Source organism: sulfur-oxidizing endosymbiont of Gigantopelta aegis (assembly GCF_016097415.1).
Lineage (GTDB): Bacteria > Pseudomonadota > Gammaproteobacteria > GRL18 > GRL18 > GRL18.
The window spans coordinates 1,633,754-1,647,391 of sequence record NZ_JAEHGE010000001.1 but is presented as its reverse complement, the minus strand read 5'-3'; the positions used below and the strand labels follow the sequence as shown (position 1 = coordinate 1,647,391).

At 41.5% G+C, this 13,638-nt stretch carries 9 protein-coding genes; 5 read left to right on the top strand and 4 right to left on the bottom strand.

Going from position 1 to position 13,638, the window contains the following annotated elements; all coding sequences use genetic code 11:
- The first annotated feature begins 61 nt into the window (after positions 1 to 61).
- Complete coding sequence (hrpB, locus tag JEU79_RS08315) at positions 62 to 2,698, top strand: ATP-dependent helicase HrpB (protein ID WP_198263734.1); 2,637 nt, start codon at positions 62 to 64, stop codon at positions 2,696 to 2,698.
- Positions 2,699 to 2,763: 65 nt separating this feature from the next.
- Positions 2,764 to 3,396 (top strand): MBL fold metallo-hydrolase, encoded by a 633-nt coding sequence (locus JEU79_RS08310; RefSeq protein WP_198263733.1) that lies wholly within the window; start codon positions 2,764 to 2,766, stop codon positions 3,394 to 3,396.
- On the opposite strand, the gene JEU79_RS08305 is transcribed toward JEU79_RS08310, so the two are convergent.
- A complete protein-coding gene (locus tag JEU79_RS08305; protein ID WP_198263732.1) occupies positions 3,393 to 3,668 on the bottom strand; it encodes a hypothetical protein in 276 nt (91 codons plus the stop codon). The two genes, JEU79_RS08310 and JEU79_RS08305, sit on opposite strands and share 4 nt — an antisense overlap.
- A 184-nt stretch (positions 3,669 to 3,852) precedes the next feature.
- Between JEU79_RS08305 and rsuA the strand changes: the two genes are divergently transcribed.
- The 3 genes from rsuA to ppsR are packed head-to-tail and all read left to right on the top strand — an operon-like array spanning position 3,853 to position 7,814.
- Positions 3,853 to 4,557 carry a 16S rRNA pseudouridine(516) synthase RsuA gene (rsuA, locus tag JEU79_RS08300; RefSeq protein WP_198263731.1) on the top strand — a complete coding sequence of 235 codons (705 nt, stop codon included), beginning with the start codon at positions 3,853 to 3,855 and terminating at the stop codon, positions 4,555 to 4,557.
- Positions 4,558 to 4,614: 57 nt separating this feature from the next.
- Positions 4,615 to 7,008: a phosphoenolpyruvate synthase gene (gene ppsA, locus JEU79_RS08295; RefSeq protein WP_198263730.1), complete on the top strand. Its 2,394-nt coding sequence runs from the start codon at positions 4,615 to 4,617 to the stop codon at positions 7,006 to 7,008.
- Positions 7,005 to 7,814, top strand: coding sequence for a posphoenolpyruvate synthetase regulatory kinase/phosphorylase PpsR (gene ppsR / locus JEU79_RS08290; RefSeq protein ID WP_198263729.1), 810 nt, complete (start codon positions 7,005 to 7,007; stop codon positions 7,812 to 7,814). The genes ppsA and ppsR overlap by 4 nt, the downstream gene beginning before the upstream one ends.
- Positions 7,815 to 7,823: 9 nt before the next feature.
- Here the strand turns inward: ppsR and JEU79_RS08285 are convergent, their stop codons facing one another.
- The 3 genes from JEU79_RS08285 to JEU79_RS08275 all read right to left on the bottom strand — a co-directional run bounded on the left by JEU79_RS08285 (position 7,824) and on the right by JEU79_RS08275 (position 13,634).
- Positions 7,824 to 10,145, bottom strand: a complete 2,322-nt coding sequence (locus JEU79_RS08285; protein WP_198263728.1) for an EAL domain-containing protein — start codon at positions 10,143 to 10,145, stop codon at positions 7,824 to 7,826.
- A gap of 113 nt (positions 10,146 to 10,258) precedes the next feature.
- Complete coding sequence (locus JEU79_RS08280) at positions 10,259 to 10,546, bottom strand: DUF3240 family protein (protein WP_198263727.1); 288 nt, start codon at positions 10,544 to 10,546, stop codon at positions 10,259 to 10,261.
- A 13-nt stretch (positions 10,547 to 10,559) separates the two neighbouring features.
- A complete protein-coding gene (locus JEU79_RS08275; RefSeq protein WP_198263726.1) occupies positions 10,560 to 13,634 on the bottom strand; it encodes an efflux RND transporter permease subunit in 3,075 nt (1,024 codons plus the stop codon).
- Positions 13,635 to 13,638 lie beyond the last annotated feature (4 nt).

The following is a 13,638-nucleotide window of genomic DNA, read 5'->3' as shown; positions in this document are numbered from 1 at the left end:
AGTTATTTTAACTGAAAATTTCGAGAGTGAATAGTTATTAAAATTCGATATAATAGTATCCATGCCAAAACTTCCCGTCACTCAGGTCATACCAGAGATTCAAAAACACCTTTTACAAAGCAATCGCCTTGTTTTACAAGCACCTCCCGGTGCGGGTAAAACAACCCTAGTGCCTTTGGCTTTATTAGATCAGCCCTGGTTAAAGGATCAGCAGATTATTATGCTCGAACCCCGCCGTCTGGCTACGCGCAGTTCTGCAGCTCGTATGGCTCATTTGCTAGGCGAAAAAGTAGGTGAAACGGTGGGTTATCAAATTCGCCAAGATCGCTGTTTCAGTAAGAAAACCAAAATTCTCGTCGTTACGGAGGGAATTTTAACCCGTAAATTGCAAGCCGATCCGGAGCTAAAAGGCATTGCACTGGTTATTTTTGATGAATTCCATGAGCGTAATATTCATGCGGATCTCTCACTCGCCTTTTGTCTGCAAAGTCAGGAGTATTTGAATGAGCAATTAAAAATCCTCGTCATGTCGGCGACGCTCAACACTCAGGCTTTACTTGAATTATTAAATGCACCATTGGTCAGTAGTCAGGGTCGGACTTATCCGGTTAATGTCATTCATCAGGCGCATATTACCGCTCAGCAAACCCCGCTGAGTCGCTATAAAAAGAATATTCAGCTCATTGCGCAACTGAGCCAACAAACCATTGCAGCATTGGCACAACATACGGGCAATATTTTGATTTTTCTCCCCGGAGTCAGGGAAATTAAGCAATTAGAGCAAGCTTTGCACCATGAACTCAGCGCTGAAGACAAGCATATTCATATCAGCCCCCTTTATGGTGATTTAACAAAACAACAACAAGATCAGGCTATCAGTCCACCCCCTTCTGGGCAGAGAAAAATTGTCCTCGCCACCAATATCGCTGAAACCAGTTTAACCATCGAAGGCATTAATGTTGTCATTGATTCAGGTCTGCAAAAAGAAGCTTTTTTTAATCCCGGTTCAGGCATGAATGCCCTGCACACTGCAATGATTGCTCAGGATTCAGCAGCACAACGTAGTGGCCGTGCGGGCAGACTGGGGCCAGGCACCTGCTATAGACTCTGGAGTGAAGCGCAACATAAGCGCTTGCCTAAATATCAAAAAGCTGAAATTTTACGCTCCGATTTAGCCCCGGTATTATTAGAACTGGCAAAATGGGGTGTGCAGGATGTTAATGATTTGAACTGGCTGGATATCCCTCCACCGGGTGCTATTGCTCAGGCGCATGATTTATTGCTTAATTTACAGGCCATCAGTGCCAGCGGGCAAATCACACCACACGGTCAGGCGATGCTCAGCTTAGGTATCCACCCGCGTCTGGCACATATGCTATTAACAGCCCGACAGTTTAATTTAGTCCACTTGGGCTGTTTATTGGTCGCCTTACTCACAGAAAAAGACTTTCTAGTCGATACAAAATCTTCCGACATCGCACAACGTGTCGCGATTTTGCAGCAAATGGCGGGAAATCGTTCACAATCATCTGCTCACTCAAAAGTAAAGCCACAGCAATGCCGACAGATCTTAAAAACGGCAAAAGAGCTACAGCAACGGGTCTCTCAAGCCAGCCTTAGCCAAGATTTAAGCGCTAATGCATCGGCACAATATGCCGATAGTGAAATGATCGGTGTGTTACTCGGCTTTGCCTATCCTGATAGAATCGCTAAATTACGCAACACTTTTAGCAAGCAGCAAGAGCCACGCTATTTACTGAGCAATAGTAAGGGGGCATATTTCGCTCAACAGGAAATATTATCAGGAGAAGCTTTTTTAGTGATTCCAAGCTTACACGAACAAACGAATAAACAAGCCAAAGAAGCACGTATTTTTCTTGCCGCCAGTATTAGCCAAGCGCAGATAGAGCATTATTTTTCTGATTTGATACACACAAGTAGCATTGCTTCATGGGACAAATCCGAGCAAAAAGTCACCTGTCTTAAAAAGTCCATGCTGGGGGCTTTGGTACTTAAAGAACAACTTGACTCTTCTATTGAAGTCGAGCAAATGCAGTCAACACTACTACAAGGCATCAAAGGCCTTGGTCTTAGTTGCCTGCCTTGGTCAAAACAGGCTGATATCCTCAGACAGCGCGTTGAATTTGTCCGTCATCAGCAAAGTCATAATGACAAGAGTAAGACATTATTATCTACCATTGAATTGCCCGACTTTTCTGAAAGCTATTTACTTAATCATCTAGCACAATGGTTACAAGGCCATTTAAATAATGAGAATAGTATTAAAAAATTACAGCACATAGATTTAACCTCGATTTTATCCAGTCAAATCGACTGGAACACAATGCAATTGCTGAATGAACTCGCACCAGAAAAAATATCTGTACCCAGTGGCTCCCAAATTAATATTGATTATAGTGATCCTGATGCTCCCGTATTGGCGGTGCGCCTACAAGAGTTATTTGGCCTGCAAAGCACGCCTGCTATCTTAAAAAATAGTTTTCCACTCTTATTGCATTTGCTCTCCCCGGCACGACGTCCCATGCAAGTCACACACGATCTAGCGAGCTTTTGGAAAAACACTTATAATGAGGTGAAAAAAGAATTACGCGGTAAATACAAAAAACATTATTGGCCTGATGATCCCTTGCAAGCTCAGGCAACTAATCGGGTAAAGCCCCGAAAGCACAAGCACTAAAGAGCAGTGGCTCAAAACCTGCTATTTAAAACCCGTTATTTAAAAACAAAGGCGAATAAAACCTGATGTTAAAGTTCCAAATCATACCCGTTACTGCCTATCAACAAAATTGTACATTGCTCTGGTGTGACCAAAGCAATGAGGCGGCTTTAATTGATCCCGGTGGTGATGTGCCGCTCTTATACGAGGCCATGAGTAAAAACAACCTGGACTTAAAGCAAATCTGGCTCACACATGGACATCTTGATCATGTCGGGGGAACAGAAGAAATCGCTACTTCCAAGAAAATTCCCATTATTGGCCCACATAAAGATGATTTCTTCTGGTTGGATATTCTGCAGCAGCAATGTGAGATGTTTAACTTCCCAAAGGTGAAGAATTTTACCCCTGATCAATGGCTCAATGAGGGGGACACGCTCACTTTAGGCAAAGAAACCTTTGAGATCTTACACACACCAGGACACACGCCCGGTCACATAGTGATCGTGCATCATGCGTCTAAGACAGTCTGGGTCGGTGATGTATTGTTTAAACAAGGAATTGGTCGCACGGATTTCCCCCGTGGCAACCATGATGATTTAATTGCATCAATCAAAAACAAGCTCTTTGCCTTGCCTGATGATTATCAATTTGTTCCGGGACATGGTCCTGGCAGTAGTTTAAAAGATGAAGCGCTGACTAACCCCTTCTTACGTTAGCGAGAGCCCCATATTTTAGCTACAGCTCGGTCATTGCCCAAAAAACCAACCAGAAAACTGGTCAGGCCAATGGCAGCAAAGATAAGCGCTGAAAATAAATAGCTCAGGTCAACATCCTTTGCGACATAAACAACCGCACCCGCCATGCCAGTAAACATACAGCCAATAAACAGCAAAATATAGCGATGTGATTTTTTATAAACAAATTCATCATCACCCGCTTCAAAAAAATTGAGAATAAATGAAAATAGTTTTCTTAATGTTTGTTTCATATCTGCTATGCTATTGTTCGATTAAGGAGTCAGTTAAACCTAAAATAATGATTTTTATGCTAGCAATTTTATCTTACAACAGCTATTTATTAAAGTTATTTCAAAACAAGCTGGCTATCGTTGTACTTCTCATCATCAGCTCAACTAATTAATTTAGGTTAAACTTTGTATATTAAATATTCCCATGAGACTCGATAAATACCTTGGTCAGAATACTAACCTGAGTCGCTCTTTAGCGAAAAAAGCGATTTCATCAGGTCAGATTTCGGTTAATCTTGAGTGCATAAAAAACACCGCATTTAAAGTTAAAATGAGTGATCAGGTACTTTATTGTGGTGAACCGATAGTCACTTTGGGGCATCGCTATCTGATGTTGAATAAGCCCTTGGGCTATATTTGTTCGACTCAAGATGAACTACACCCTTCGGTTTTAAATCTCATTGATATCGATAAACCTGATCGCCTGCATATAGTCGGGCGCTTGGACGTAGACACGACTGGATTAGTGCTAATCACCGATGATGGTCAATGGTCACATCGCATTACTTCCCCGAAAAGAAACTGCCAAAAAACATATCAGGTTGATTTAGCTGAAACACTTAATGCTGCTCTTAGCCGCGATATTATTGAACGCTTTAAAAAAGGTCTATTACTCAAAAATGAATTCAAAGCAACTTTACCCGCACAGCTTGTTATACAATCTAATCAAAAGGTACTATTAAGCATTCAAGAAGGACGCTACCATCAGGTAAAACGTATGTTTGCTGCCGTGGGTAATCATGTTGAAGCACTGCACCGTGTCAGCATCGGCGCAATTACTTTAGATACTCAATTGAGTGAGGGTGAATGGCGCTATTTAACAGAAGCTGAAATTACCTCAATGAATTAGCAAAAATCTGTGCCATACTAAAATTATATCTTAGAACAGCAACAAAGAGACCTCCTTATGACAAGTAATATCATCTGGTTTAAAGCGCTTGCAAATACCGATGTTGATCAAGTGGGCGGCAAAAATGCTTCGCTCGGTGAAATGATCAGTCAACTCAGTCAAATGGGCATTCGTGTTCCCGATGGCTTTGCCACCACAGCAGAAGCCTTTCGACGTTTTCTCAAGCACAATTCACTAGAGCAAAAAATAACGACCATACTCAATGAATTAGATGTGGATGATGTGGAACGCTTGCAAAAAACTGGGGCAATGATCCGTCAATGGATAGTTGAAGCGCCCCTACCCGCAGATTTACAAGCTGACATCATAACCGCCTGGGAGCAGATGAACGCTTGGGATAATGACCAACTCTCCGTTGCCGTACGCTCTTCAGCGACAGCAGAAGATCTACCAGATGCCTCTTTTGCTGGGCAACAAGAAACGTATTTAAACGTTCGTGGCATCGATGCAGTGCTCCATTATATTCGTGAAGTCTATGCTTCTTTATACAATGACCGTGCAATTGCCTATCGTGTTCATCAGAATTTTTCCCATAGCGAAGTGGCTCTTTCTGCAGGCATTCAGCAAATGGTCAGCAGTGATCGCGGCGCCAGTGGCGTGATGTTTACTTTGGATACCGAATCAGGTTTCAAAGAGGTGGTATTTATTACCGCCGCCTATGGTCTGGGAGAAACCGTGGTGCAAGGCTCGGTGAATCCCGATGAATATTATCTTTATAAAAGCGCATTAAAAAATAATAAGCCTGCTATTCTCAGTCGCACCTTAGGCAGCAAAGCCATTAAAATGATTTATAGCGAGCAAGCCAATGAAACAACGACAATCATCCCCGTAGAAAAAAGCCTACAACAACAGTTTTGCCTTAATGATGAACAATTGCACGATCTGGCACGTCAGGCAGTCATTATCGAACAACACTATCAGCGCCCAATGGATATCGAATGGGCATTGGATCATCATGGACAATTTTATATCGTTCAGGCACGTCCTGAAACTGTTGCTAGCCAAGAAAAAGTACATCAGACCCAACGCTACCAACTCACTCAGCCTTCTCAACCCTCTCAGCTCTCTCAAAATCGCAAGCCAATACTCACCGGACGTGCTATTGGAAAAAAAATCGGCGCAGGTAAAACACGGGTGATCAATGATGTTTCAGCCATGGATCAAGTGCAAGCCGGAGACGTCTTAGTCACCGATATGACCGATCCCGATTGGGAGCCTGTCATGAAGCGTGCTGCCGCCATTGTGACTAATCGCGGCGGTCGAACCTGTCATGCGGCCATTATTGCCAGAGAATTAGGCATACCGGCGATTGTTGGCTGTGGTAATGCCACTCAAGTCATCAAGCCCGATCAAGATGTCACCGTTTCCTGTGCCGAAGGTGATACTGGCAATGTCTACTCAGGAATTCTCGATTTTGAGATTATCACTTCTGATAATATGCACATGCCGGTTTTAGCCAACAAAATGATGCTCAATGTGGGTAATCCCAGCCGAGCTTTTGATTTTTCCTCCATTCCCAATGACGGCGTAGGTTTGGCACGATTAGAATTTATTATCAATAATACCATTGGCATTCATCCCAGGGCATTACTGGAATTCAATCAGCAAAATCCCGACATACAAAAAGACATCATGCTACGAATTGCCGGTTATAAGGATCCGGTCAGTTTTTATGTGAATAAATTAATCGAAGGTATTAGCACAATTTGTGCTGCCTTTGCTCCCAAGCAAGTCATCATTCGTCTATCTGACTTTAAATCCAATGAATATGCCAATATGCTTGGCGGCTCTCGTTATGAGCCGGAAGAAGAGAATCCCATGCTTGGTTTTCGTGGTGCCTCCCGCTATATTTCCCAAGATTTTAGAGCCTGTTTTGAACTGGAATGTAAAGCCTTAAAAACAGTCTATTATGATATGGACTTCAACAACCTAACGATAATGGTTCCCTTTGTACGCACTTTAGAAGAAGCCGAAACCATTGTGCATTTATTAGCAGAAAATGGCCTGCAACGGGGTAAGGACGGACTGAAAATTATTATGATGTGTGAAATACCATCCAATGCTATTTTAGCTGAGGAGTTTTTAGAGTTCTTCGATGGTTTTTCTATTGGTTCCAATGATATGACCCAATTAATCTTGGGCTTAGATCGTGATTCAGGCTTAGTTTCACACTTGTTTAATGAACAAAATCCAGCCATTAAAAAACTACTCAAAGGAGTTATTGAGACTTGCCGTAAGCACAATAAATATGTCGGCATTTGTGGCCAAGGCCCCTCAGATTTTCCGGAGTTTGCCGCTTGGTTAGCGAAACAGGGGATCAGTAGCACTTCACTCACCCCCGATTCAGTCGTTCAAACCTGGCTTTATCTGGGCAAACAAAAATCACAATGAAACAAAGCATCTTTTACATTTCCGATCAAACAGGTATTACAGCCGAATTATTGGGTCAAACCTTGCTATCACAATTTGATGCCATTGATTATATAAGTCAGACTCTGACTTATATTGACACCAAAGAAAAAGCCCTTGCAGCAGTGGAACTCATTAATCACTCTGCTCAGAAAAATAATAATAAGCCCATTATTTTTTCCACCATTGTTCAATCGGACATTAAAAGCCTATTACATCAGTCCAATGCAGTGATGTTAGATGTCTTTGAACAATTTATATCACCATTAGAGCAAACCTTTAACACTATTTCTTCTCATCGCGTCGGAAAACAACATGGTGCTGATGACAAAGAAGCCTATGAGCATAGAATTAAGGCGGTTAACTTTGCCTTAAATACCGATGATGGTTTAGCAACTCAACAATACCATCAGGCTGACATTATTCTTATCGGTGTTTCCCGTAGTGGAAAAACACCGACGGCACTCTATCTTGCCATGCAATTTGACATTATGGTGGCTAATTACCCGATTACCGAAGATGATTTAGAGAAATATGAATTAGCCCCTTGGGCAACACAATTTAAAAACAAGTTATTTGGCCTGGAAATTGATACCCCTAGATTACAGGAAATTCGTACGGAGCGACACGCCAATAGCACCTATTCATCCATCAAACAATGTGAGTTTGAGGTGAGTCGAATAAAGAAATTATATCGACAAGAAAACATCCCTACCATTAATACCACTTATCGTTCCATCGAAGAAATTGCCACTCGAATCATCGCCAAGGCTGGTTTAAAGCGTTAGCCGAAAAAATTAATCTATGAGTTGGCCTTCTATAAAAGGCGTTTTGAGATGTGCCTGCATATCAATATCAGACAAGGGTTTTGAATAATAATAGCCCTGAATCAAATCACAGCCATGCTCAACCAAGAAGTTTTTTTGTTCGATTGTTTCAACTCCTTCAGCGATCAAATTGAGATTCAAACTCTTAGCCAAGGCAATAATAGCTTTTGAGATAGCCTCATCCTCTTCATTGTCTGGCAATTCCATAATAAATGCTCGATCTATTTTCAAGGTATCAATCGGCAAACGCTTTAGATAAGATAAGGATGAATAGCCCGTACCAAAATCATCAATAGCCAGACTTATCCCTAAAGCCTTCACCCGAGAGAGCGTCTTAATTGCTACTTCTGGATCTTTCATAATGCGACCCTCGGTAATTTCAAGCTCTAACCAGTCACTAGAAAAGTTATATTTTTCTAAGAGAGAGCTAAGAAAAGGAATAAAGGTTTTATCCTGCAATTGCTGCATGGCAAGGTTAAGTGATAGTACGCCTGGATTTAAGTCATCTTTATACCATTGAGAAAATTGTTGCATTGACGTTTCCATCACCCAGCGGTCTATACCAATGATTAATCCAACTTCTTCAGCAAAGGGAATGAATTTATCCGGTGCTATAATACCATAATCTCTATTTTTCCAGCGAATTAAGGCTTCCATACCAATAAGCTTATTACAAGTGGCATCGTACTGTGGCTGATAATTCAAATACATTTCCTGTTTATCAATAGCCTGACGAAGATTCGCTTCCATCATCACTCGCTCAACAGCATTAATGGTCATTTCAAGCGTATAAAACTCATAAGTATTACGCCCATTGTCTTTTGCTTTATACATTGCCGCATCAGCATTTCTTAATAATGAGTCTACATCAATACCATCATCAGGGAATAAACTAATACCAATACTCAGCGTGACAAAGAGTGTTTTACCATTAATAATAAAAGCTTCTTGAGTACAGGCTAAAAGCTTTTGAATAATATTGGTAACAACATCCGGATCCTGAATATCATCTAAGATAATGGTGAATTCATCACCACCTAATCGAGCCAGGGTATCTGATTTTCGTATTTGAGCAGCAAGCCGTTTGGCAAGTTCTTTTAAAACTAAATCACCCGCATCATGCCCCATAGAATCATTAATTTCTTTAAAGCGATCCAGATCAATAAAAAAAAGAGCCACTTTGGTATTCTGGCGATGGTTCTTTATAATCGACTGTTCCAGACGATCAATGAATAAAGCACGATTGGGCAAGTCGGTTAATTGATCATGATGCACTTCATAATCTAATTTATTTTTTTGGTTTTCCAATTGTGCCTGAACTTCATAGCGTTTTTTTATCTCTATAGAAAGCGCAATATTGTTCGATAAAGTCATCGCAAACTCTTGCTCTTCTATACTCCAATCGCGTTTAGCCCCTATTGCTTCATGACAAATAATACCTAAAAATTCTTTATTTTGTAAAATAGGAATTTTTAACATGGAAAATATACCTAAAGGCTCAAGGTAATTATCTTTTAGTTCCGACGTACGCACATCTTTTCTGGCATCCTTAATCACCAGCATGCTTTGCTCATTGAGTGCCTTAAAATAACGCGGAAAGTGGTGTTTTTCCAGAATCATACCATGAGAATGTGTATCTGTTTCCCGGATATAGAGGTCTTCGCATACCATTGCAGTACACTCTGCATTAAACAACCAAAAACTGACTCGTGAAACATTGAGAGTGTGAGAAGCAAGCTTGGTCAATTCTTTAATTGATTCCCCGGTATTTTCAAAATCAACATTTGACCATCTCAACAAAGCTTTTTGATAGCGTTCATTTTGCTCTATGCGTTGCTTTTCAGTTACCAATCGTTCCAATGCTTGATTTTGTTTGCGAATATTTTTCGCAACATGGTAAAGTACATTGGAGAGTTCATCGACGCTTAATGGTTTGAGTAAATAGTAATTAAAGCCCGTGCGAATAGCATCGAGAAAGGCTTCACATTTATCACGTGAGGTCATTAAAACAAATTGTTGTTCTTCATTGCGAAAGCGTATTGCCTTGAGCATTTCTAGGCCGCTTAAACCTGGCAGATTGATATTAGTGATAACAATATCATAGGGCTTGGTCGTTAATTCTTCATGATATTTTGCGAGTCCTTGATGGCCGTCTGCGACCACATCAACGGTGGAAAAATAATCTGTCAACAAAAGCGCTGTAGATTGCCTTATTTCAGCATCATCCTCTACATATAACACCGAAAGTTTTCCAGTGTATTTGTAAACATCCTTAAAAGTTATATTTTTCATTGTGTTATTGAGAGGCTCTATTGCAATTTTCATTAAAGTATAGAAAACGAAAGAGCTTAATACAACTTTCTGGGTAAAACAGGACTCAAAAGGATAATTTCTGAACTAGCCTCTTAAAGTTCCAAAAGAGGAAATAACTGCCCTTCAAAACTGGCTTCGGTTAAATTATTTTTGAGAAATTGAAATATTGCCTTGGCTTCATGCTCATCGGTCGTTATTTCAATGACCATTTTTTGTTTAAAGCCTGAAACCTGCTCACTGATATCAGCAAGCATTTTTGTATGTGCCTGAACAGAAACCCCTAGAAATTCTAACTCCCTCGTCGGAAAAGTGAGCAAAGTATCCGTCATTTCATCATAAAGTTCATTGGTTAGTATGAGTTTTAAAATACAGCGTTGCATAGCTAGCTTTCCTTTATGAATATTTACCAAAGCGTTTGAAGATAATAGGCAGAATCAAGAGGGTCAGAAGGGTTGAACTGATGAGTCCACCGATCACAACGATTGCCAATGGTCTTTGAATTTCTGAGCCAGGCCCAGTGGCAAAGACCAGAGGCACAAGACCCAAGGCTGCAATGGATGCCGTCATTAATACAGGTCTGAGACGTCGTAAGACTCCTTCAATGACTACCTGTCCGATACTGATACCCCGTGCTAATAATTGATTAAAATAAGTAATCATGACCACGCCATTGAGTACCGCGATACCTAATAGGGCAATAAAGCCCACTGATGCAGGCACAGAGAGGTATTCTCCCGTTAGCCAGAGTGCCACAATGCCGCCAATCAGTGCAAAAGGCACGTTAATCAATACCATCAAAGCCTGAGGAATTGAACCAAAGGTACTAAAGAGAATCAGGAAGATCAGTACCAGAGCAACGGGTACAACAATGGCAAGTTTTTGTGCCGCTCGTTGCTGGTTTTCAAATTTTCCACCCCATTCAAAATAATAACCTGCAGGGATATCTAAGGACAGCGCCTTCAATTTGGCTTCTTCAACAAAACCCACCAAGTCTCTACCACTGACATTGGCCACCACCACAGAAAAACGTTTGCTTTGCTCTCTTTTGATTGACACTGGGCCTTCGGTTGAACTGGCATTTACTAATTGATTCAACATCACAGTCTTCACACCTTCTGGGGTTGCCACAGTAATTGGTTGTTGCAACATATCATAACGTGATGCTTTATAGGATTCTGGCGCTCGTAACATTAAAGGTATACGACGAATACCTTCATAGATAATACCCATTTCCAAACCATTGATTTGCGCACGTAGAATATCTTCTACCTGATCGACCGTCAAACCCAAACGCCCTGCCATGTCTCGATTGACTTCCAATTGCAGATAACGCAAACCTTCATTCATCTGAGTATTGACATCTTCTGCACCCTCAATAGTTTTCACCATGGCCACCATTTCTTTGGCCACATGGTTTAGCTCTTCAGCATTGTCGCCAAAGATTTTTATAGCCAAGTCCCCTCTTGCTCCCGTCAGCATTTCATCCACACGCATTTGTATTGGTTGGGTGAAAGCGTAGTTGATGCCAGGAAATTGTGTTTCAAGTATGTCCCGAATCACGGCAATGAGTTCATCCTTGCTTTGCATACGCCATTCTGAGTTTGGTTTTAGCATTAAGAAAACGTCAGTATCATTGAGGCCCATTGGGTCCATACCAATTTCATCAGAACCCACACGACCAACCATGCGGGTCACTTCTGGTACTTGTGCCATGATTGCTTTTTGGATATAAAGATCCATGGTTTTAGATTCTTTTAAACTGATGGAGGGTGTTTTTTCTATTTGCATGACAATATAGCCTTCATCCATCTGTGGAATAAAGGTTTTGCCCACCAAAGTATAAACAAAACCAGCAACCAGCAAAGATACCACCGCACCGGACACGATGATTTTATCTTGTTTCAAACTCCACTTCAGCACTGGCTCATAGACTGCCAGCAGTTGACGAATCAACCAGGGCTCTTGATGTGCGGGCTTACCTAGAATAAAAGAGGCTAGAGTAGGAATAATGGTCAGAGATAAGATCAATGAACTGCCCAGAGCAAAGATAATAGTCAAGGCCACGGGTACAAAGAGCTTGCCTTCAAGACCTTCCAGGGTCAATAGTGGTAAGAAAACAGTCATGATGATTAAGATGCCGGAAATCACTGGTACGGAGACTTCTTTGAGCGCCCTAAAAATAATGTGCATCTTAGGCAGTTGACCCTGTGATTTTTGAGCATCTTGCTCCATGTGTGAAACAATATTTTCCACCACGACCACCGCAGCATCAACCAACATACCCACCGCAATGGCTAAACCACCCAGCGACATCAGGTTAGCAGACAGGCCAAACCAGCGCATAAGAATAAAGGTCATTAAGGCCGCTAAGGGCAGAATTAATGCCACCGTGATCGCAGCACGTAAATCACCTAAAAACAATAATAGTACCACCATTACCAACACAACCGCTTCTGCCAATGATTTGGATACGCCATAAATGGCGGTATTCACTAGGTCACTGCGGTTATAAAACACGGAAATACTAATATCTTTTGGGAATGCCGACTTTAATTCCTCTAAACGGGTTTCAATACCACTGACCACTTCACGGGCATTAGCCCCCTTGAGTGCCATCACTAGCCCTTCGACGGCTTCTTTTTCACCATTTTGGGTTACTGCACCATTACGGTATAAGGAGTCTATTTCAACTTTTGCCAAGTCTTTTATGGTAATCGCGACGTTATTATTATAATCAACAACGATGTGTTCAATGTCGGCAATATTGCGTAAATTACCCTGAGTTCTGACTAGCAGTACTTCTTCACCCTGATTTAAACGCCCTGCGCCATCATTTTTATTGTTCGCCTGTAAGGATTGTATCAATTGATCGATACTGACTTGAAAAGTTTGTAATTTTTGATAGTCAGGTTTAACCACAAAGGTTCTCACCAAGCCACCCAATACATTCACATCAGCAACACCTGGCACTGAGCGCAATGCCGGACGAATAACCCAGTCGAGCAGGTCACGTTTTTGCATATTATTGAGGCTGTCCCCCTCAATAGTGAACATAAACACATCACTTAACGGGGTGGATAAAGGTGCCATACCACCGCTAACGCCCTGAGGCAAACTCATATTATTAAGGCGTTCTGAGACCAATTGTCTGGCCCAGTAAATATCGGTGCCTTCACTGAAGTCCAGAGTAATATCTGCAATACCATATTTTGCCAGTGAGCGAAGGATTTTTTGATTGGGCAGACCCAATAGTTCTAATTCTAAGGGGGCAATAATACGTTGCTCAACCTCTGAAGGCGTCATGCCCGGTGCTTTAAAAATCATTTTCACCTGAGCAGGCGAAACATCAGGAAAGGCATCAATGGGTATTTTTTGAAATGCCTGCCAACCGCCCGCAAGCACAGCAAATACCATGAGAACAACCATGGTTCTCTGAATAAGGAAAAACTGTAATATTTTAGCTAACATAGTC

Bases quoted from the DNA above. Each gene is read 5' to 3' on its own strand.
- JEU79_RS08305 (WP_198263732.1), bottom strand. From the start codon at position 3,668: ATGAAACAAACATTAAGAAAACTATTTTCATTTATTCTCAATTTTTTT.
- ppsR (WP_198263729.1), top strand. From the start codon at position 7,005: ATGAAACAAAGCATCTTTTACATTTCCGATCAAACAGGTATTACAGCC.
- JEU79_RS08285 (WP_198263728.1), bottom strand. From the start codon at position 10,145: ATGAAAAATATAACTTTTAAGGATGTTTACAAATACACTGGAAAACTT.
- JEU79_RS08310 (WP_198263733.1), top strand. From the start codon at position 2,764: ATGTTAAAGTTCCAAATCATACCCGTTACTGCCTATCAACAAAATTGT.
- JEU79_RS08280 (WP_198263727.1), bottom strand. From the start codon at position 10,546: ATGCAACGCTGTATTTTAAAACTCATACTAACCAATGAACTTTATGAT.
- ppsA (WP_198263730.1), top strand. From the start codon at position 4,615: ATGACAAGTAATATCATCTGGTTTAAAGCGCTTGCAAATACCGATGTT.
- JEU79_RS08275 (WP_198263726.1), bottom strand. From the start codon at position 13,634: ATGTTAGCTAAAATATTACAGTTTTTCCTTATTCAGAGAACCATGGTT.
- rsuA (WP_198263731.1), top strand. From the start codon at position 3,853: ATGAGACTCGATAAATACCTTGGTCAGAATACTAACCTGAGTCGCTCT.
- hrpB (WP_198263734.1), top strand. From the start codon at position 62: ATGCCAAAACTTCCCGTCACTCAGGTCATACCAGAGATTCAAAAACAC.